The sequence below is a fragment of the Streptomyces sp. NPDC052079 genome, from assembly GCF_040680275.1.
In the GTDB taxonomy this organism is placed as follows: domain Bacteria; phylum Actinomycetota; class Actinomycetes; order Streptomycetales; family Streptomycetaceae; genus Streptomyces.
This window is the reverse complement of record NZ_JBFAWL010000002.1, coordinates 584,293-604,183: the sequence shown is the minus strand read 5'-3', so window position 1 is coordinate 604,183 and position 19,891 is coordinate 584,293. Positions and strand designations below refer to the sequence as shown.

The 19,891-nt window shown below is 72.5% G+C and carries 14 protein-coding genes, 1 tRNA gene and 1 riboswitch; of the genes, 6 read left to right on the top strand and 9 right to left on the bottom strand.

All coding sequences use genetic code 11. The features are described 5' to 3' along the window. Positions 1 to 322 precede the first annotated feature (322 nt). Complete coding sequence (locus tag AB0L56_RS07325; RefSeq protein WP_361027136.1) at positions 323 to 871, bottom strand: MarR family transcriptional regulator; 549 nt, start codon at positions 869 to 871, stop codon at positions 323 to 325. A gap of 122 nt (positions 872 to 993) precedes the next feature. Between AB0L56_RS07325 and AB0L56_RS07320 the strand changes: the two genes are divergently transcribed. After that, on the top strand, positions 994 to 2,268 hold the full coding sequence (locus tag AB0L56_RS07320) for an MFS transporter (RefSeq protein WP_365419988.1): 1,275 nt from the start codon (positions 994 to 996) through the stop codon (positions 2,266 to 2,268). A gap of 36 nt (positions 2,269 to 2,304) precedes the next feature. On the opposite strand, the gene AB0L56_RS07315 is transcribed toward AB0L56_RS07320, so the two are convergent. Both AB0L56_RS07315 and AB0L56_RS07310 read right to left on the bottom strand, forming a co-directional pair. Next, entirely contained in the window at positions 2,305 to 3,978 is a 1,674-nt protein-coding gene (locus AB0L56_RS07315; RefSeq protein ID WP_365419916.1) for a SpoIIE family protein phosphatase, read from the bottom strand. Between the two features lie 172 nt (positions 3,979 to 4,150). Continuing rightward, on the bottom strand, positions 4,151 to 5,530 hold the full coding sequence (locus tag AB0L56_RS07310) for an NAD(P)/FAD-dependent oxidoreductase (RefSeq protein ID WP_365419913.1): 1,380 nt from the start codon (positions 5,528 to 5,530) through the stop codon (positions 4,151 to 4,153). A 377-nt stretch (positions 5,531 to 5,907) separates the two neighbouring features. Here AB0L56_RS07310 and AB0L56_RS07305 point away from each other — a divergent pair, with 377 nt between their 5' ends. After that, positions 5,908 to 6,591 (top strand): helix-turn-helix domain-containing protein, encoded by a 684-nt coding sequence (locus AB0L56_RS07305; protein ID WP_365419910.1) that lies wholly within the window; start codon positions 5,908 to 5,910, stop codon positions 6,589 to 6,591. A gap of 626 nt (positions 6,592 to 7,217) precedes the next feature. Here the strand turns inward: AB0L56_RS07305 and AB0L56_RS07300 are convergent. After that, a complete protein-coding gene (locus AB0L56_RS07300) occupies positions 7,218 to 9,347 on the bottom strand; it encodes an asparagine synthase-related protein (RefSeq protein ID WP_365419908.1) in 2,130 nt (709 codons plus the stop codon). A 738-nt stretch (positions 9,348 to 10,085) separates the two neighbouring features. Between AB0L56_RS07300 and AB0L56_RS07295 the strand changes: the two genes are divergently transcribed. The 4 genes from AB0L56_RS07295 (at position 10,086) to AB0L56_RS07280 (ending at position 15,118) form a co-directional block, all read left to right on the top strand. After that, a complete protein-coding gene (locus AB0L56_RS07295) occupies positions 10,086 to 11,510 on the top strand; it encodes an MFS transporter (protein ID WP_365419905.1) in 1,425 nt (474 codons plus the stop codon). Positions 11,511 to 11,603: 93 nt separating this feature from the next. After that, positions 11,604 to 12,818, top strand: a complete 1,215-nt coding sequence (gene lhgO / locus AB0L56_RS07290; protein ID WP_365419985.1) for an L-2-hydroxyglutarate oxidase — start codon at positions 11,604 to 11,606, stop codon at positions 12,816 to 12,818. Between the two features lie 44 nt (positions 12,819 to 12,862). Continuing rightward, complete coding sequence (trmB, locus tag AB0L56_RS07285) at positions 12,863 to 13,705, top strand: tRNA (guanosine(46)-N7)-methyltransferase TrmB (protein ID WP_365419902.1); 843 nt, start codon at positions 12,863 to 12,865, stop codon at positions 13,703 to 13,705. A 60-nt stretch (positions 13,706 to 13,765) separates the two neighbouring features. Then, the gene (locus AB0L56_RS07280; RefSeq protein ID WP_365419899.1) at positions 13,766 to 15,118 is read left to right on the top strand and encodes a PrsW family intramembrane metalloprotease; all 1,353 of its coding nucleotides are present in this window, start codon (positions 13,766 to 13,768) and stop codon (positions 15,116 to 15,118) included. A gap of 103 nt (positions 15,119 to 15,221) precedes the next feature. Here AB0L56_RS07280 and AB0L56_RS07275 read toward each other — a convergent pair whose 3' ends face one another. From AB0L56_RS07275 to AB0L56_RS07255, 5 genes are all read right to left on the bottom strand, one after another. Then, entirely contained in the window at positions 15,222 to 16,241 is a 1,020-nt protein-coding gene (locus AB0L56_RS07275; protein ID WP_365419896.1) for a M23 family metallopeptidase, read from the bottom strand. A gap of 11 nt (positions 16,242 to 16,252) precedes the next feature. Further along, positions 16,253 to 16,409, bottom strand: a riboswitch (cyclic di-AMP (ydaO/yuaA leader). A gap of 295 nt (positions 16,410 to 16,704) precedes the next feature. Further along, a tRNA-Met gene (locus tag AB0L56_RS07270) sits at positions 16,705 to 16,778 on the bottom strand. 65 nt (positions 16,779 to 16,843) lie between these two features. Further along, a complete protein-coding gene (locus tag AB0L56_RS07265) occupies positions 16,844 to 17,977 on the bottom strand; it encodes a dihydrofolate reductase family protein (protein ID WP_365419893.1) in 1,134 nt (377 codons plus the stop codon). A 113-nt stretch (positions 17,978 to 18,090) separates the two neighbouring features. Beyond that, positions 18,091 to 18,747 carry a response regulator transcription factor gene (locus AB0L56_RS07260; RefSeq protein WP_365419890.1) on the bottom strand — a complete coding sequence of 219 codons (657 nt, stop codon included), beginning with the start codon at positions 18,745 to 18,747 and terminating at the stop codon, positions 18,091 to 18,093. Positions 18,748 to 18,776: 29 nt separating this feature from the next. After that, positions 18,777 to 19,784: a HAMP domain-containing sensor histidine kinase gene (locus tag AB0L56_RS07255; protein WP_365419888.1), complete on the bottom strand. Its 1,008-nt coding sequence runs from the start codon at positions 19,782 to 19,784 to the stop codon at positions 18,777 to 18,779. Positions 19,785 to 19,891 lie beyond the last annotated feature (107 nt).

The following is a 19,891-nucleotide window of genomic DNA, read 5'->3' as shown; positions in this document are numbered from 1 at the left end:
TTCCTCCGGGCGCTTCCCTTCGGTGTTTCCGACTCTATCAGATCTTTTTCTCGACCTGACCCCCAGTCAGCGGGGCTTGTCTTCCCGGCCGTTGGCCGTTCCGACGTCTCAAACCTTAGCGGCTCTCTCCGTGTTTCCCAAATCCGGGCTGTGAAATCGAATTCGGGCACGCCGAAATCGTTCCCACTGGGAGGTCGTGCTGGGGTTTGAGTGCCGCAGTCGCGGCGGGAGGTGCTGCCGCAGAACCGTTACGGCCCCGTGGCAACCCGAAGAACTCTACGGATCGGCAAGAGGGCTGTCAACCCTCCCCGACCAAGATCTTTCAGTCCAGGTCCGTCAGGCGCCCGCCGGCGTCCGGCTGGGCGTCCTCGACCCGGCGCAGCAGGCGGGTGAGGACCTCGCCGAGGGTAGCCCGTTCCTCCGCGTCGAGGTCCTGGAGAAGATCCCCCTCGAAGACGGTGGCCATACGCATGGCCTCCTGCCACTTCTCCCGGCCGGCCGGGGTGAGCTCCACGATCACGCGGACCCGGTTGGTCTCGTCGCGTTCCCGGGTGACCAGCCCCTCGGCGACCATGCGGTCGATCCGGTGGGTCATGGCGGCCGGAGTCAGCCCCAGCCGCTTGGCGAGGTCACTGGGCCCCATGCGATACGGGGCGCCGGAGAGGACGAGCTCCTTGAGGACCTCCCAGTCGGCGTTGGTGATGCCGAGCTCGGCGGTCTGACGGCCGTAGGCGACGTTCATCCGGCGGTTCAGCCGCGACAGCGCGTTGACGATCTTCTCGACCTGGGGGTCGAGGTCCTGGAATTCGCGCTGGTAAGCGGCGATCTGCTCTTCGAGTGCCGGCTCGCCGAGGCCGGAGGTGTCGCCCATGCCCGCAGTATGGCACGACTCTTCTTTGCCTTGAAGTCCTTCTCTGTGTACTCTTTAGATTCGAACTTTAGCTTCTAAGTCTTCAGGTCTAACTAGTGAGAGAGGTGAACGTGACCAGGGCGATGGGCGCAGCGATGCGCCGGATCCATGTGGGCAACGCACTCAGCGCATTCGGGCTGGGCTTCACGGTCCCGTATCTGTACGTCTATGTGGCGCAGGTGCGAGGGCTGGGGGCCATGACGGCGGGTCTCGTGCTCGCCGTCTTCGCCGTGGCCGCGCTGATCGTGCTTCCCTTCGCCGGGCGGGCGATCGTCCGGCGGGGTCCGCTGCCGGTGCTGCTCGTCGCCCTCGTCACGGCCGCGGTCGGCGCGCTGAGCCTGGGGCTGTCGAACGGTGCGGCGGCGGTGCTGCTGTCGGCGTCGGCGCTCGGGGCCGGGCAGGCCGTGATGCAGCCGGCGCTCGCGACGATGATCGTCGACTGCTCCACCATGGAGACCCGGTCCCGGGCGTTCGCCATGCAGTTCTTCCTGCAGAACCTCGGGCTCGGCGTCGGTGGTCTCATCGGCGGTCACCTCGTTGACCCGACGAAAGCGGGCTCCTTCACCCTCCTCTTCTCCCTCGAGGCGGCCATCTTCCTGCTGCTGGCCGTGGTGATGGCGACCGTGCGGATGCCGCACTCACCGCGCATCCCGGACGCACCGCCGCAGTCGGCGAAGGCGGGCTGGAAGCAGCTGCTGGGCAACCGGGCCATGGTGCAGCTCTGTGTGCTGGGCTTCGTGCTGTTCTTCGCCTGCTACGGACAGTTCGAGTCCGGGCTGAGCGCGTACGGCGTCGAGGCCGCCGGAATCTCCCCCTCCGTGCTGGGGACGGCGCTTGCCGCGAACACTCTGATGATCGTGGTGGCGCAGTTCGCGGTGCTGCGGTTCGTGGAGCGGCGCAAGCGGTCGCGTGTGATCGCGTCCGTGGGCCTGATCTGGGCCGTGGCGTGGGCCGTGGCCGGGTACGCGGGACTGGGGAACGGGAGCCAGGCGATGGCGACCGCCGCGTTCGTCTCGACGTACGCGTTGTTCGGGCTCGGCGAGGCGATGCTGTCGCCGACGCTCGCGCCGCTGGTCGCCGATCTCGCGCCGACCGGAATGGCCGGACAGTACAACTCGGCCTTCGCCCTGGTGAAGCAGCTCGCGCTGGCCGTGGGTCCGGCGGTGGGCGGTCCGCTGGGGGCCTCGCTGCACGCGCCGTACATCGTGGTCTTCCTGCTGTTCTCGCTCGGCATCACCGTGCTCGCCGTGCGGCTGGGCAGGCAGCTCACGGACGTGCAGAACCACCCCTCGGCGGCACGGAGCCGTGTGGTGGCACAGGCCGGCACGCCGACGGGGCAGGCTCCGGCGCACGCCTGAGTCCGCACGCCCCTGTCACCTCCTACGAGACACCTGCTACGGGCCGGAGCCGGCGGGCCTCTGCGTCTTCGACGGCTTCGGCAGCAGGAACTCGCACCAGACGGCCTTGCCGCCGCCGGGGGTGCGTCTGCTGCCCCAGCCGGAGGCGATCGTGGCGACGATGGCGATGCCCCTGCCGGCCTCGTCCCCGGGCTCCGCGCGGCGGCGCCTCGGCAGGTGGTCGTCGCCATCGGTGACCTCGATGATCAGCCGACGGTCGGTGCGGCGCAGCCGCAGTCGCATGGGGGGCGTGCCGTGCTGGAGGGCGTTGGCGACGAGTTCGCTGGTCGCCAGGACTCCCAGGTCGTGCAGCTCGGCGGGGAATCGCCAGCTGGTCAGCACGCCCGAGGCGAAGGCACGCGCGCGTGGCGCCGCTTCGACTCCGCCGATCAGCTCCAGCGCGGCGTTGCGGAAGAGTTCGCCCTCCGCTCCGCCCCGGGCGGGATGCTGGAGGACCAGGACGGCGACGTCGTCGTCGTGGTCCGGCGTCACACCGGCCGAGCGGACCAGCCGGTCGCAGACGACCTGGGGGCTGCCGGTGGCTCCGGCCAGGGCGCGCTCCAGGGCGGCGATGCCCTCGTCCAGGTCCTCGTTGCGCCGTTCGACCAGGCCGTCCGTGTAGAGGACGGCGGTGGAGCCGGGGCCGAGGGGGACGGAGCCGGAGGCGTGCATCCAGCCGCCGGTGCCGAGCGGGGGGCCGGTCGGTTCGTCGGCTCGCTGGACGGTGCCGTTCTCGTCGCGGACCAGGATGGGCAGGTGGCCGGCGGAGGCGTACACCAGGCTGCCCTCGTTGGGGTCGTGGATGGCGTAGGTGCAGGTGGCGATCTGGTTGGCGTCGATCTCCATGGCAAGGCCGTCGAGGAGCTGGAGGACTTCGTGCGGCGGGAGGTCGAGCCGCGCGTAGGCCCGTACGGCCGTACGGAGCTGTCCCATGACCGCCGCCGCCCGTACCCCTCGGCCCATGACGTCGCCGATGACCAGGGCGGTGCGGCCGCCGCCCAGGGTGATCACGTCGTACCAGTCGCCGCCGACGGCGGCCTCGGTGCCGCCGGGGTGGTAGGTGGCGGCGATGCGCAGGTCGTCGGGCTCCTCGAGCTCCTGTGGCAGGAGGGAGCGCTGGAGGGTGACGGCGGTCTCGCGCTGCCGGCGTTCGCTGGCGCGCAGGCGCTCGGCGGCCTCGGCGTGGTCGGTGACGTCGGTGGCGAAGATGAGCACCCCCCGGCCGTCGCCCTCGGCGACCGGCGTGCAGGTGAAGGTGTAGGAGCGGCCGTCGGGGGCCTTGCGGGACTTCACCGTGCGGGGCTTGCCGCTGCGCAGGACCTGGTCGAGCAGCGGCAGCAGACCGAGTTCGTCGAGCTCGGGGAGTGCTCCGCGGGCGGGGGCGCCGAGCGGACGGATGCCAAAGGCCGCCGTATAGGCGTCGTTGACGTAGGCGATGCGGTGGTCGGGGCCGCGGACCAGGGCGACGAGGGAGGGGACGCGGTCCAGGACCTCGCGCACTCCGAGCTCGTCGACGGCGGGCACGAGCCCGGCGCCGTCGGTGAGTTGTTCGGCGCGGGCCGCGGGCACGGAGCCCTCTCCCCGCCGGTCCGGGGGGACCGTCTGCTCGGTCCGCGCTGCGGCGCGGCGCTGCGTTCCGGGGAGCCGGGCGCTCCAGCGCGTGAAGTTCACGAATCCTTGCCTCGTGTAGTTGTCGGCGGCCGGAAACCGGGACCGGCCGGGGCCCCGGGGGCCGCACCGGGGTGGCAGGGGCCCGCCCACGGTGGTGGACCAGTCTGGCAGGGTGCCGACCGGGCCGACATCCGTCAGACGCCGGGCCTGCCGCTGGAGTTCCTGCGTCCGGTCAGGACGACCCCTTCGGGTTGTGCGGGGGGTCTTGAGAAGGCTTTCCACCGGCCGCCAGTTCGAACTCCGCACGGGGGTGTTCGAGTGACCCCAGGGAGACGATCTCCCGTTTGAAGAGCCCCGCGAGGGTCCACTCGGCGGCCACCCGTGCCTTCCGGTTGAAGGTCGGGACCCGGCTGAGGTGATAGGTCCGGTGCATGAGCCAGGCCGGGTAGCCCTTGAGCTTGCGCCCGTACACCTGGGCGACGCCCTTGTGCAGTCCCAGGGAGGCGACGGAACCGGCGTACTTGTGGGCGTACGTCTCCAGGGGTTCGCCCCGCAGGGAGTGCACGACGTTGTCCCCGAGGACCCGCGCCTGGCGGAGCGCGTGCTGCGCGTTGGGGGCGCACTCCCGCCCCGGCTTCCGCGCGGTGACGTCGGGAACGGCGGCGGCGTCCCCGGCGGCCCATGCGTGCGCGGCCCCGTCCACGGCCAGCTCGGCGGTGCACTTCAGCCGCCCTCGCCCGTTCAGCGGCAGATCGGTGGCGGCGAGGACGGGATGCGGTTTGACGCCGGCGGTCCACACGACCGTCCGCGTGGGAAAGCGTGACCCGTCACTGAGCACGGCGACGCGGTCGGCGCAGGACTCCAGCCGCGTCTCGAGACGGATGTCGATGTTGCGCCGGCGCAGCTCGGTGACGGTGTACCGCCCCATCTCCCCCCCGACCTCGGGCAGGATCCGCCCGGACGCCTCGACGAGGATCCACTTCATGTCCTCGGGCCGGATGTTGTGGTAGTACCGCGCGGCGTAGCGGGCCATGTCCTCCAGCTCGCCCAGCGCTTCGACCCCCGCGTAGCCGCCGCCGACGAAGACGAACGTCAGGGCGGCGTCCCGAAGGGCGGGGTCACGCGTGGAGGAGGCGATGTCCATCTGCTCCAGCACGTGGTTGCGCAGGCCGATGGCCTCTTCGACGGTCTTGAAGCCGATGGCGTGTTCGGCCAGCCCGGGAACGGGCAGTGTGCGCGACACCGAACCGGGGGCGAGCACCAGCTCGTCGTAGACGATCTCCCGCCCTCCCGTCCCCTCTTCCTCGCTGGCCAGGGTGCTGATGGTGGCGGTGCGCTTCGCATGCTCGATACCGGTGGCCTCGCCGATGATGATGCGGCACCGGTCGAGAACACGACGCAGCGGTACGACGACATGGCGAGGAGAAATGGCACCGGCGGCCGCTTCGGGCAGAAAGGGCTGGTACGTCATGTACGGGTCCGGGGTGACGACCGTGATCTCGGCCTCGCCCCGCCCGAGTTCCCGTTTCAGCTTCCGCTGGAGGCGCAGGGCCGTGTACATCCCGACGTAGCCGCCGCCGACAACGAGAATGCGCGCACGTTCCTTCACCATCCCATGACGCACCCGCCGCTAGCGTTTGTCCACAGCCTCGACGAATTGTGTGACCGGACGCCCCCGTCACCCAGGGTTGGCCGATTCTCCGACCCCAACTCCATACGCGCAGGTCACCCGGCATGGAACCGCATCCACCCCGGGGTACATTCAGGACGTATACGACTCGTGCTCCGATCGAGGGGCGCTCCGTGCGGAACCTGCCCCTTCTGAATTGACCCCCTCTCAACTATGTTCGTGTGGCAACGGGGTGGAGGAGACGAGCTCACCGGATCCGTGACGGGCGGAACCGACCACCAGAGCCGCGGTTCCACATCCCGGGCATCAATGGCGGGGAGAAGTCTCCGGGGGGAGACGTCATTACCGGGGGAATACATATGCATGTTCAGGACTCTCATTGGTCTTCCACTGTCGCGGACGGCGCGCGCACGACACCGCTGCGCGTGGATGCCCAGCGCAATCTGGAGCACGTGCTGCGCGCGGCGCGTGAGGTGTTCGGCGAGCTGGGCTACGGCGCGCCGATGGAGGACGTGGCACGCCGGGCACGGGTCGGTGTGGGCACGGTGTACCGGCGCTTCCCGAGCAAGGACGTCCTGGTGCGGCGGATCGCCGAGGAGGAGACCTCCCGGCTGACCGAGCAGGCACGCGCGGCGCTGGGCCAGGAGGACGAGCCGTGGTCGGCGCTCTCCCGCTTCCTGCGCACATCCGTCGCCTCCGGAGCGGGCCGGCTGCTGCCGCCGCAGGTGCTGCGGGTGGGCGTGGCGGAGGAGCGCGGTCTGCCCGAGCACGCGCGGCTTCCGCAGCAGCGGACGCAGACGGCGGGAGAGCTGCGGCTGGTGCCGGAGGACGACGCGGGGGCGGCGCAGTTGCTCTCTGTCGTGGGGCAGCTGGTGGAGCGGGCCCGGGCGGCGGGGGAGCTGCGGCCGGACGTGTCCGTGTCGGACGTGCTGCTGGTGATAGCCACGGCGGCGCCATCCCTGCCGGATGCGGCGCAGCAGGCGGCGGCGTCGGCGCGGTTGCTGGACATCCTGCTGGAGGGACTGCGCTCGCGTCCGGTATGACCCTCGCCCGGGGTTGCCGATCGGGGGGTGGGTTGCGCAGCCGGCGCCCTTGCAGAAGCCCTGCACTGGTGGGGGCCGGGGGCGTTTGCGCAGCTCCGGCGGGACACTAACCGTGGGTGCCCGGCCGGGGGCGGGTTGCGCAGCCGACCTCTTTGCAGAAGCCCTGCACTGGTGTAGGGGCCGGGGGCATTTACGCAGCCCGGCGCCTGAGAACTGCCCCGCGTGGGTGCTGGCCGGGGGGTGTCTGCGCAGCCCGGCGCAAGCGGGGTGCCGTCGCGCCCACCCGTGCCGCCCCAGCGGCACGACTGCCCGCGGGAGCGGTGGCGGACCACGGAAGCGGCGGGCGGCGGAGCGCGGGAGCGGCGGTGCGGCCGCCGCGCGGATGATGGCGGCGGTGGCCGCGGGTATGGCGCCGACGGCGGGGAGGGGTCGGGGCGGGGGTGTTCGCCCGCAGTGGCCGGCGCGTCCGCGCGCTCAGCTCCACCAACAGGCACAGTCGCGCCAGTCCGAGGACGGACACCCCCGACCCGGCCCCGCACCACCCACCCACCGTGGGCGCTACCCAAGCCCCCACCCCACCTACAGTTGCGCCGCAGGCGTATGACGCGCACCCCCACCCCGGGGTGTCAGCGGGTGCCCGCCGCGCCCGCGCCCAGCGCCCCCCGTTGAGGGGCGATGCCGCCCGGCACCGCCCGCTGCCGCGCGGGGGTGCCCGTCCAGCAGGTGCCCCGGCGGGCCAGCAACCGTCGTAGCCACACCTCCAGGGCAACCAGATCCGCCAGCCCGTCCAACGGCAGCGGCTCACCCTCCGCAGCCCCCCGCAGTGCCTTCCGCACCACCCGCGCCTCGACCAGCCCCGCCTCCGCCAGCAAGGGCGTGTCGAACAGCGACATCAGCGAACCCGCCGCCACCCGCAACCCCGTCCGCGCCGCGGCCGCCGAGGTCGCCGCGCCCGGCGCCCCCCACCCCGCCGGCAGCTCCCGCACCCCCGCTCCCTCCAGCACCGACCGCAGAATCGACGCCCGCGCCCCCGGCTGCACCCGCAGCGCCTCCGGCAGGGCCCGGCACGCCCGCACCACCTGGTTGTCGAGGAACGGCGCGTGCAGCCGCTGGGAGCGGATTTCGGCCGCCTGCTCCAGCACCCGCAGATCCGCCGCGTGCCGAGCCAGCGCCGCCCGCGCCCGGAAGTCCCCCGGCCGTTGCCCAGGCCCCACGTCCGACCGCCGCGTCGACGCCTGAAGTCGAACCGATACTTCGGCCAGCGCCTCACCGGTCAGCCACCGCGCTGCCGGCCCAGGTCTCCCCCAGGTCAGCGCGGCCAGCGAGGCATCCGCCGCGCCCGGCCCGTCGTCGTCCAGCCGCCGGTGCAGCAGCCGCTCCGCGAGATTCTCGAGACCCGCCCGGTACGGCGTACGCGCAAGCCGCCGCGCCGCCGCATACACCCGCGCCGGCACCATCACGGACCCGTCCGCCTTCGCCAGCGCGGCGACCGGCCGCACGAGATGCCGCCGTTTGCGGTCCATCAGCAGATCGGCGAGCCGCGCAGGGTGCGCGTCCAGCACCTGCTTCGCCCCGTACCCCGTGAAGTGGTCCGCGCTCCCCGCCGCCAGCCGCGCCCGGTGCCGTGCGGCGGTCACCAGCGAGGGCCCGGGCTCGTCCGTCAGCGGCCCGTCGAGCTCGACGTACGGAAGCGTCGACTCCTCACCGGCCACGACCACATGGTGCAGCCGCGGATTGGCGGCCAGCGCCCCCGCCCGCTCCAGCTCGCCCTCGTCGCGCCCCCCGGCCCCGCCCACCGCGAGATCGTTGAAGGTGACGGCGAGCAACCGCTCACCCGCCCCCGTGCCGTGCCCCAGCACGGTCCCCGGCATCCCCGGCAGCCCCGCCGCGAGCAACGCCAGCGCCCCGGACGCCGGCCCGCCGGACAGATCCGCCCCGATCCCGGGCACCGGTGTCCCCCGCGCCGCGCGCCGCTCGGCGGGCCCCATCCCCGGCACGGGCCCGGGATCGATGTCGGCACCGGGAACGTGCCGAGGAGCGGCGAGCCGGGTCCGTACGGCCTCGACCAGCGCGTCGCGCACGGCGTCCACGGCCCGGTCGGGGTCGGCGGTCGGCGCGGCGACGGCGAGCGAGGCGACGGGTTCGTACCCGGCGATCTCGCGCGCCCCCGCGCGGAGGATCAGCGCGTGCCCCGGCGGGATGCGCTTGACGCCGTCGTACGGCGTGGAGTCGTGCAGTGCGGCCGGTACGTCGGGCGCGGCGAGCAGCGCCGCGAGGTGTCCGAAGTCGAGGTTGGCCCCGATGAGGTCGGCGAGCGGCAGCGCGGCGGTGGCGTAGGCGGTACCGCCCGCCCAGGGGGTGTAGAAGACCGGCCGGGCTCCGGCGAGATCGCCGCAGACGGTGACCCGGCGCCCCACCTGGACCACGGCCGTGTAGCTCCCCGCCCAGGCGGTGAGGTGCCGCAGCGCCCCGCCCCGCGCGGCGAACAGCGCGACGCGCAGCTGCTCGTCGGAGGCCCCGCAGGTGCCGAGGACGGCGATCTGTGTCTGTTCGTCGGCCTTGACCACGCGGACCTCGTCCGGGCGCCAGTCGCCGACCGCCCACAGCGGGTCGGGGTCGCCCCACAGCAGCTGGGATCCCACGGGGTGGACGGTCTCCCCGTCGGCTCCGGTGGCGCCGGCGGAGCCGGTGGGGCCGGTGGGGCCGAACCCCATGGCTCCCGCGGCGGTGCTGCTCCATCCCACCAACCACCGCATCGCCGCCTCCACAGGCTGTGGACAACCAGTGCACCGTACGAACCGGTTCCCCATGCTGCCATGAAGGAGGCGCTCAGGAAGGGTGCCGGAGCCGTATGTGCTCCGTCGAATGCGCCCCGGCGGATACACCCACCCTGGCCCGCCGCCACCGCACCCCGATCCGAACAGCCGCCCGACGCAAGGGGGGTGCGGCACCGGCGCCACGCAATCCGCCACACCGCTGCGACGCGAATGCGCCCCCGGAGCGCGCCCCCAAAACTCCCAACGCGCCGTCAACTACCAGGGTAGAAGCGCCGATACACCCGAAAGAGTGGGGTCGATTTTCGGCCAAATCGGAGCGATGAGGCCAGACTCGAACACGCTCCGTGCATGCTCTGCGCACCGCTGGGCGGTCGCGCAGTCCGGGAGGCGGAGCACGCCTCCCGGACCGTTCCGCCGCCCGCGGGGATGAAGGCGGCGGTGTCCCCCAGCCCACTGGATCCAGTACAGCGGGCCGACCCACGCACCGACCATGGAACCGCTCCCGTGATGGCCGGAGAAGAGCGCACACACGGGCGCACGGCCACACAATGGGAGCACGCCGCAACTGCGCGTATCGGACCCGTACTTCAGTACGGACCACAATCCCGCCATCCGGAAGAATGCCCCTTAACGCTTGGGATGCGGCGAACTACGCTGGGTTTACGAATGCCGCGTGGTTATGCCAGCGCGGCAGCCGTCTGTGTCGAGGGGTGGCGCATGTCCAGGGAGCAACGCGGGCCGAACGAAAAGCTCGGCACCGTTCTCGCCCTCGCGGGAATCTCCAACGCAGGCCTCGCGCGGCGCGTCAACGACCTTGGTGCACAGCGAGGACTGACGCTTCGCTACGACAAGACGTCGGTGGCACGCTGGGTGTCGAAGGGCATGGTGCCGCAGGGTGCGGCCCCGCACCTGATCGCCGCCGCCATCGGCCAGAAGCTGGGCCGTCCGGTGCCGCTCCACGAGATCGGCCTGGCGGACGCGGATCCCGCACCCGAGGTGGGCCTCGCCTTCCCTCGTGACGTGGGACAGGCGGTGCGCTCAGCGACGGAGCTGTACCGGCTGGACCTCGCGGGCCGCAGAGCCGGCTCCGGCGGCATCTGGCAGTCGCTCGCCGGATCGTTCGCAGTGAGCGCATACGCAACGCCCGCCTCGCGGTGGCTGATAACCCCGGCCGACAGTTCGGTCGCGCGGGAGGTGAACCCCGGCGACGGCTCCGGCGCACCGCTCAAAGTCGGCCACAGCGATGTGCGGAAGCTGCGGGAGGCCGCCGAGGACGCCCGGCGCTGGGACTCCAAGTACGGCGGGGGCGACTGGCGTTCGTCGATGGTCCCCGAGTGCCTCAGGGTCGAGGCGGCCCCGCTGCTGCTCGGCTGCTACTCCGACGACGTGGGCCGCTCGCTCTTCGGCGCCGCGGCCGAACTGACCCGCCTGGCCGGCTGGATGGCCTTCGACACCGGTCAGCAGGAGGCGGCCCAGCGCTACTACATCCAGGCGCTGCGCCTGGCCCGCGCGGCGGCCGACGTCCCCCTGGGCGGCTACGTCCTCGCCTCGATGTCGCTCCAGGCGACCTACCGCGGCTTCGGCGACGAGGGCGTGGACCTCGCCCAGGCCGCGCTGGAGCGCAACCGGGGGCTGGCCACCGCCCGCACCCTGAGCTTCTTCCGGCTGGTCGAGGCACGCGCACACGCACGCGCGGGAGACGCACAGGCCGCCGGTGCGGCCCTGAAGTCGGCGGAGAGCTGGCTGGAGCGCTCCCGCCCCGGCGACAGCGACCCGACCTGGCTCGGCTTCTACTCCTACGACCGTTTCGCCGCCGACGCGGCGGAGTGCTACCGCGATCTGAAGGCGCCCCGCCAGGTCCGCCGCTTCACCGAGCAGGCGCTGTCCAGGCCGACGGAGGAGTTCGTGCGCTCGCACGGACTGCGTCTCGTCGTCTCGGCCGTCGCCGAACTGGAGTCGGGCAACCTGGACGCGGCCTGCGAGCAGGGCGTCCGCGCGGTGGAGGTGGCGGGCCGCATCTCCTCCGCCCGCACCACCGAGTACGTCAAGGACCTGCTGCACCGTCTCGAGCCGTACGGCGACGAACCCCGCGTGGTGGAACTGCGCGAACGCGCCCGCCCGCTGCTGATGACGACGGCCTGACCCACCGGAGGTACGGCCGCCGTCAGGCCGCGGTGCACTGTTGTCAGTGGCGCAGTGCACTATCGGATGCGGGAGGTGGTGCAGGTGACGCAGATGGTGGCGCGCTCGTACGACTGTGACGTGCTGGTGGTCGGCGGAGGGATCGTCGGCCTGTCGACGGCGTACGCGATCGGCCGCGCGGCCCCGGGCACGCGGGTGACGGTGCTGGAGAAGGAGCCCGGTCCGGCCCGGCACCAGACGGGCCGCAACAGCGGCGTCATCCACAGCGGCATCTACTACCGCCCCGGCTCGCTGAAGGCGCGCTACGCGGTGCGGGGCGCCGCGGAGATGGTGAAGTTCTGCGCGGAGTACGACATCCCGCACGCCGTGACGGGCAAGCTGATCGTCGCCACGGGCCGCGACGAGCTCCCCCGCCTGCACGCCCTGGCCCAGCGCGGCCGGGAGAACGGCATCGCGGTGCGCGAACTGTGCGGCCCGCAGATCGCGGAGTACGAGCCGGAGGTGGACGGCCTGGCGGCCCTCCACGTCGGCACCACCGGCATCTGCGACTTCGCCGCGGTCGCCGGCCGGCTCGCGGAGACGTCCGGCGCGGAGATCCGCTACGGGGCGCGGGTCGTCCGCGTCGACCGCCGCCTCGGCCGGGGAGTGGCCGTCCTGACGGCCGGCGGCGACATCGTGCGCGGCCGGGTGCTGGTGAACTGCGCGGGGCTGCACTGCGACGAGATCGCCCGGCGCACCGGCGACGAGCCCGGCGCCCGGATCGTGCCGTTCCGCGGCGAGTACTACGAGCTGGCCAGACCGGAGCTGGTGCGCGGCCTGGTCTACCCGGTGCCCGACCCGGCGTTCCCCTTCCTCGGTGTCCACCTCACCCGGGGCGTCGACGGCGGCGTCCACGTCGGCCCCAACGCGGTACCGGCGCTCGCCCGCGAGGGATACGACTGGCGAACGGTGCGTCCGCGCGAGCTGGGGGCGACCCTGTCCTGGCCGGGCTCCTGGCAGCTCGCCCGCCGCCACTGGCGGTACGGCACCGGGGAACTGCACCGGTCGCTGTCCAGGCCGGCCTTCGCGCGGGCGGTGCGCCGGCTGCTGCCCGCCGTGCGGGAGGACGACCTGGTGCCGGCGGCGGCCGGGGTGAGAGCGCAGGCGGTGCTGCGGGACGGCACCCTCGCCGACGACTTCCTGATCCAGGAGGCCCCCCGCGCGGTGCACGTGCTGAACGCGCCCTCTCCCGCGGCCACGGCGTCCCTGCCGATCGGGCGGGAGATCGCGCGGCGGGCGATGGCGCAGCTCACGCCGGACGGACGGTGAGAGCACGACGCCCGCCCGCCCCGCCCCCGTAAAATCGAAGCACTGTGTCTGACTCCGTGAGCACCCCCGAAGCACCGCACTCCGCACCCACGCCCGGTGTGTCGATCCGCCGTACCCGGGCCAAGGGCGAGCCGCGCTTCCCGGACGGGCCGAAGCCCGACCCGGCCGGGTCGCACTTCGAGCGGCGGATCCGCAGTTTCCAGCCGCGCCGCAGCCGTGTCACCGCCGGGCAGGCGGACGCCCTGCAGCGGCTGTGGCCCCTGTGGGGTTTCGACATCGACGGCAGCGGCCCGCTCGACCTGGCCGCGTTCTTCGGCAACGGCAACCCGGTCGTGCTGGAGATCGGCTTCGGCATGGGCGAGGCCACCGCCTCGATGGCCGCCGCCGACCCGGCCACCAACATCCTCGCCGTGGACGTCCACACCCCCGGCCAGGGCAATCTCCTCAACCTCGCCGACCAGCAGGGACTGACCAACGTCCGGGTCGGCAACGGCGACGCGATCATCCTGCTGCGCGAGATGCTGGCCCCCGACTCCCTGGACGGACTGCGCGTCTACTTCCCCGACCCGTGGCCCAAGAAGCGGCACCACAAGCGCCGGCTGATCCAGCCGGAGTTCCTCACTCTCGCCGCGACCCGGCTGCGGCCGGGGGCGGTCGTGCACTGCGCCACCGACTGGGAGCCGTACGCGGAGCAGATGCTCGAGGTGCTCACCGCGCACCCCGCCTTCGAGAACACGCAGGCGGACGGCGGTTTCGCGCCACGTCCCGAGTTCCGTCCGCTCACTCGTTTCGAGGGCCAGGGACTGGACAAGGGTCATGTCGTGAACGACTTGCTCTTCCGCCGCGTACCGCACGAGGAGCGGACCGGGCGCCAGGCCCAGGAGTAAGCCCCAGGCCGGGCCCGAGCCCGCACGCAGTCCTGCCCCTCCCTCGTAAGGGTCGATCCCGTGGCCACCAGCCCTCCGTACCCGACGCGCCCCGGCGAGGCCCCCGGCGGAACGCTGGGGCACGCACACTGGTGGCAGCGGCCCTGGGTGCGTTACGGCACGCTGATCACCCTGCTCACGCTGTCCGGTCTGGTGATCCTCGCCCTGGTCCGCGAGCAGACGGGAACCCAGGGATTCCTGGTGGGAGTGGGTCTCGCCGTCCTTCCCGTGCCGCTGCTCATGGCGGCCTTCCGCTGGCTGGACCGGGTGGAGCCGGGCCCCTGGCGGAACCTGCTGTTCTCGTTCGCCTGGGGTGCGTGTGCAGCGGCGCTGATAGCGATCGTGGCGAACAGTTTCGCCACGCAGTGGATAGCGACGGCGACCGCCGACCCGACCGGCGCCAACACGCTGGGGGCGACCGTCATAGCCCCGGTCGTGGAGGAGTCAGCGAAGGCCGCGGCCGTCCTCCTGGTCTTCCTGTTCCGCAGACGGGACTTCACCGGGATCCTCGACGGTGTGGTGATAGCCGGGGTCACCGCCACCGGCTTCGCCTTCACGGAGAACATCCTCTACCTCGGCACCGCCTACGGCACCGACCAGCTCACGGGCGACAGCGGCGTGGCCTCGGTCACCGCGGCGACCTTCTTCGTGCGGATCGTCATGTCGCCGTTCGCGCACCCCTTGTTCACCGTGCTCACCGGGATCGGCTTCGGCATCGCCGCGCTGTCCACGGACCGGCAGCGGGTCCGGCGCGTGCTGCTTCCGCTGTGCGGTCTGCTCCTCGCGATGGGCATGCACGCCCTGTGGAACGGCTCCACCACGCTCGGCCAGTACGGCTTCATCGCGGTGTACGCGGCGTTCATGGTGCCGGCGTTCGGGCTGCTGACCTGGCTGGTGGTGTGGACGCGGCAGCGCGAGCTGCGGACCGTCCGGACGGAGCTGCCCGCGTACGCGGTGGCCGGCTGGCTCACCCCGGCGGAGCCGTTCGCCCTGGGCTCGATGCGGGCGCGGCGCCTCGCCCGGCGGTACGCGCGCCGGTACGGCGGAAAGCCGGCGGCGCGCGCGGTCGCGCAGTACGAGGCGTACGCCACCTCGCTGGCGTTCCTGCGGCACCGCGGCCGGCTGGGGCGGGCCGGGACGGACTTCGTCCCCCGGGAACGGGAGCTGCTGCTGGAGCTGTGGCACCGGCGGGGTGCGGCGCGTCCGGCCCTGGACCACGCGGCCCGTCTCACCGCACCGCCGGTTCCGGTCGCTCCCACGCCGTGGCCGGTGCACGGGGCGTACGGGCATCCGCCGTACGGCCATCCCGCCCACGGGAGCCCGCCCTACGGGCATCCCTACCCCGCCTACGGCTCCGACGCCCACCGCTTCTGACGTGCGAAGGTCCCCGGAAACACCTGACCGGCAGCCCTGACGTCGGGGGGTCGTCGTCGGGACTGCCGGCGTTCAGGAGCGGCAGGAATCGGGGCGGCGGTGATCAGGGGGTGAGGCCCTTGCTCTGCAGCCACGCCATCGGGTCGATGCCCGAGGAGGAGCCGCCGGAGTGGACCTCGAGGTGGAGGTGGGCACCGGTGGAGTTGCCGGTGGAGCCGACGCGGCCGATCACATCGCCGGTGTTGACCTTCTGGCCGACGCTGACGCTGATGGAGGACTGGTGGGCGTACCAGATCTCGGTGCCGTCGTCGAGGGTCAGCACGGTCTTGTAGCCGTAGGAGCCGTCCCAGCCGGCGGAGGTGATCGTGCCGGTGTGGACGGCCTTGATCAGCGTGCCGGTGGGGGCGGCGAAGTCGAGGCCGGTGTGCTGACCGGAGGACCAGTAGGCGCCGGCCTGGCCGAAGGTGGAGGAGATGGTGTACGAGGAGGTCGGCAGCGTGTACTGCTTGGCCAGCTGGGCGAGGCGCTCGGCCTCGGCCTTCTTCGCGGCCTCCTCCTCCGCCTTCTTCTTGGCGGCCTCGGCCTTGGCCTTGGCCTCCTTCTCCGCCTTGGCGGCGGCCTCGGCAGCCTGCTTCTCGGCCGCGGCGGCGGCCTCGGCGGCGGCCTTGGTCTCGGCCTGGTTCTGCTGCTGCTCGACCTGGGCCATGATCCGGGTGCGCAGCGCCTCGCCGGCGCCCTCGGTGCCCTGCTCGGCTTCGGCGGTGGCCATGCCCAGGCTGCTGAGGGGGGTGGTCGAACCCTCGGGCGTTTCCTCGTCGGAGATGAGGGAACCCACGTTGGGGAGGTCGGGCACGGAGATGGAGACCGGCGGCTTGCCGGGCTGGGCGCTGGCCATGCCGCCGGCGCCGACCGCCGCTATGACGCCGACGCCGAGAACGGTGGAGCTGCGGGCGAGCCCTCCCCCGCGCTGCTTGGAGACGCGGTGCCGGCCACGTACCGGGCGAATGGACTCCGCGGTGGGGTTCCACTCCTCGAAGGGGCCCTCGTCGGTGCGGACACCGCCGTAGGCGAAGGTGTCGCTCGGCTTGAACGGGGCCTCGGGGGCAGGCGGGTTGGACGCCACGTGGGCGCGCTCCTTTCCTTCCTTTCGCCTACCGGGTTAGCTGACGGGTTCGGAGCAGGAAGGTCTCCTACGCGCGTATACAAACCGTGTTGCCACGGCTGCACCCACACGACTCACCCCACGGTGGTGGTTCCCCGGTTCCCTTACGGGATTCGGCGCGTGCGCACGGAGCCGACTTCTGTGACGGCTGGGACGACCGCGCTGCGTTATCGAACGTTAATAGACGCGAGGGCCGGATTCCAAGCCGTTCCTCTTGATCGTTAACGATTTTCGCGGGGACTTACCTGCCAGGAGCGCCCAAAAACGGGCGAGTTGACCTCGGCTCGACTGCGGGCCGACTGCTGACGGTGTGTCACCTGTTATGCGCTGCGGGACGGCTGGCTCACAGTAAGTGATGAGGGGAGGGGCGATGCGAAAACACCGAGGGCCGGAACCCTTTCGGATTCCGGCCCTCGGCCTTCAGTAGCGGGGACAGGATTTGAACCTGCGACCTCTGGGTTATGAGCCCAGCGAGCTACCGAGCTGCTCCACCCCGCGTCGTTGAGACCAGTGTATGCCATCCGCGGGACATGCCGCACACCCATTTACGTGTGCGGTTCGTCTCAGCGGCCGGTCAAGTGGACGTTCGGCGCCTTGGCGCGGTCCTCGTACTCCGGCAGGACGACGACGGTGGCGCCCCCGGCCGCCAGGACCGCGCTGCCGTCGGCACCGGCCACAAAGGTGTCCGGCTCCCGCCAGGCCGTGACCACCCGCCGTATCCCCGCGTCCAGGATCAGCCGCGCACAGGGCGCCGGCCGCGACGCGCGCCGGGCGCACGGCTCCAGGCTGGAGTACACGGTGGCACCCGCTAGCCGGGGATCGGCCGGATCGGTCTTGGCGAGCGCGGCCTCCTCCGCGTGCACCACCGGGTCACCGCCCTCCCGGGAGTGGCCCCGCGCCAGCTCCGTGCCGTCCGCGGCCACCACCACCGCACCCACACTGAACGCCGTCTTCGAGGGCGGACACTGCGCGGCCAGCTCGCAGGCGAGGGCCAGCCAGCGGTGGTCGGCGGCGACGGGCAGCGCGCCGGTGCCGGGCGCCGTGGGCTCGTAGCGCATCAGGACCACATCGCCGATCGGGCGGGTCTCCACCAGCCGCAGCCGGCCGCCCTGGTAGGAGCCGGGCCCGAACAGCCGGGGTGCGTCCGCGTCGCCGACGAACAGCGGGGCGAGCACCAATTGGAGCTCGTCCGCGAGGCCCTCGGTGAGCAGCTGGGTGTGGACGCGGCCGCCGCCCTCCACCATCAGCCGCCGCACCCCGCGCACGGTGCCCAGATGCTCCAGCAGGCGCCGCCAGTCGAGCTCCGGGCCGAGCGGGACGACATCGGCGGCGAGGCCCAGGGCGTGGGCGCGCTCGGCGCCCTTGTCGGTGGTGTAGAGGACCTTCTCGCCGCCGGTGTGCCAGAACAACGCCGCCGGGTCCAGCTCGCCGGAGCCGCTGACGGTGACCTTGAGCGGATACTCGGGCTGGCCCCCGGCGAGACGGGCGGCGCGGCGCTCGGGCGAGTTGACCAGCAGCCGGGGATTGTCGGCGCGGATCGTACCGGCGCCGACCAGGATGGCGTCCACGGATGCCCGCACCTCGTCGACCCGGTCGAAGTCGTTCGGGCCGGAGAGCAGCAGCCGCTCGGGAGAGGTGTCGTCCAGGTAGCCGTCGAGGGAGACGGCGGCGGACAGCAGGACGTACGGATGGGGCATCGGCGCACTCCGGTAGGGTCGGCGGCTGGCGGGACCGCTGCGCGGCCCGGGTCAAGTCTGACAACCCGCCGGGCGGTGCGTCGCCCGCGTCCCCGACCGGCCGGGATGACGGTTCAGGGTTCGATCAGGCCGACGCGGATGGCGTAGCGGGTGAGCTCCAGGCGGTCCTTCAGACCGAGCTTGGCCAGCAGATTGGCGCGGTGCCGCTCCACGGTCTTGGGGCTGATCACCAGGAGGTCGGCGATCTGGGAGGTGTGCCCCTCGGCGACCAGCTTGAGGATCTGCTCCTCGCGGTCGGTGATGGCCTTGGCCGGCAGGGTCCGGCCCTCCCGCGCGAGATCGAGGTAGTTGTGGATCAGGGCGTTGACGGCTCCCGGGTAGAGGAACGGCTCGCCGCGCATGGTGGCGTGGCAGGCCTCGACGAGGTCCTGGTCGGCGACGGACTTCAGGACGTAGCCCGAGGCGCCGGCGGCGAGCGCCTCGAAGAAGAACTGCTCGTTGTCATACATGGTCAGGATGAGGATCCGCGTCTCCGGCGAGGTACGGGAGAGCTCACGGGCCGCCTGGAGACCGGTCGGACGGGGCATGCCGATGTCGAGAATGGCCAGGTCGGGGCGGTGCTCACGGGCCTGTTCGAGGGCTTCGACGCCGTCGGCGGCCTCGGCCACCACGGTCAGATCCGGTTCGCCGTCCAGGATGAGGCGAACCCCCCGGCGCACCAGCGCGTGGTCGTCGGCGAGAAGGATGCGGGTGGGTGCCCGCTCGGTCATGTTCAGCGTTTCCGGTCGGGTGGCAACGGTCACGGAGGCGGAGGAGCGTGCGCGGGCATCGACGGCCCCCGTACGGGAATGACGGCGTGCGCGGGGTAGCGGGCGGGGACGGGCACGGCCAGACGCACCTCGGTGCCGCCGTCGGGGCCGGGTTCCACGGCCAGGTGGGCGCCGACGAGCAGGGCGCGTTCCCGCATGCCGCGGATGCCGGCGCCCTCCGCCGCGCCGACGATGCCCCGGCCGTCGTCACGGACGCGCAGCAGGACACCGCCGGGCGCGCGGGTCAGGGCGAGCTCGGCCCGCCGTGCGTGGGAGTGACGGACGGTGTTGGTGAGGCCTTCCTGGGCGACCCGGTAGATGACCAGCTCGGTCTCCCGGTCGAGCTCGGGCAGGTCTCCGGTGAGGCTGTGCTGGACGCTCAGACCGCCGCCGCCGAACTCGGTGGCGAGGGCCTTGAGGGCGCTGGCCAGACCCAGCTCGTCCAGGACCCCGGGGCGCAGCCGGCGGGCGATCCGCCGGATCTCCTCCAGACTCGCGCGGGTGGTCTCCTGCACCTGACGCAGCTCCTCGCCGAGCTCCCACGGGGCATGGTCGGCGGCCCGCTTGAGCTGCAGCAGTACGGCGGTCAGGGACTGGCCCACCTCGTCGTGCAGCTCCTGGGCGATACGGCGGCGCTCCCCCTCCTGCGCGGACAGGGCGCGGGCGCTGCTCGTGGCGCGCTCGTCCTCCAGCCGGTCGAGCATGGTGTTGAACGTGGTGATCAGCTCGGCGATCTCACCGCGCCCGCCGACCTCCGGGCGGTGCCCCGGGCGGAGCAGGTCGGTGGTGGTCATGGCGCGGGTCAGGCGCTGCAGCGGCGCGAGCCCGAAGCGGAGCAGCAGCGCGTTGGCGACCAGCATGGCGGCCAGGCCCACGGTGAGCACCGCGGCCTCGGTGAGCAGCACAGGGGTGGAGACGGTGACGGGTCCCGGCAGAAGGGCCGTGGCGACGACGAGCACGACGGCGTTCAGCATGAACATCCGCCAGAACAGAGGCACCCCGCGCCTCCTCGCCATGGACCGCTCCGACGGGGGAGGCTCCCGGTGCGGCGGGAGCCAGGACGGGCCCGCGGACCGGGGGGCGCGGCGCGGGCCGTCACCATCCA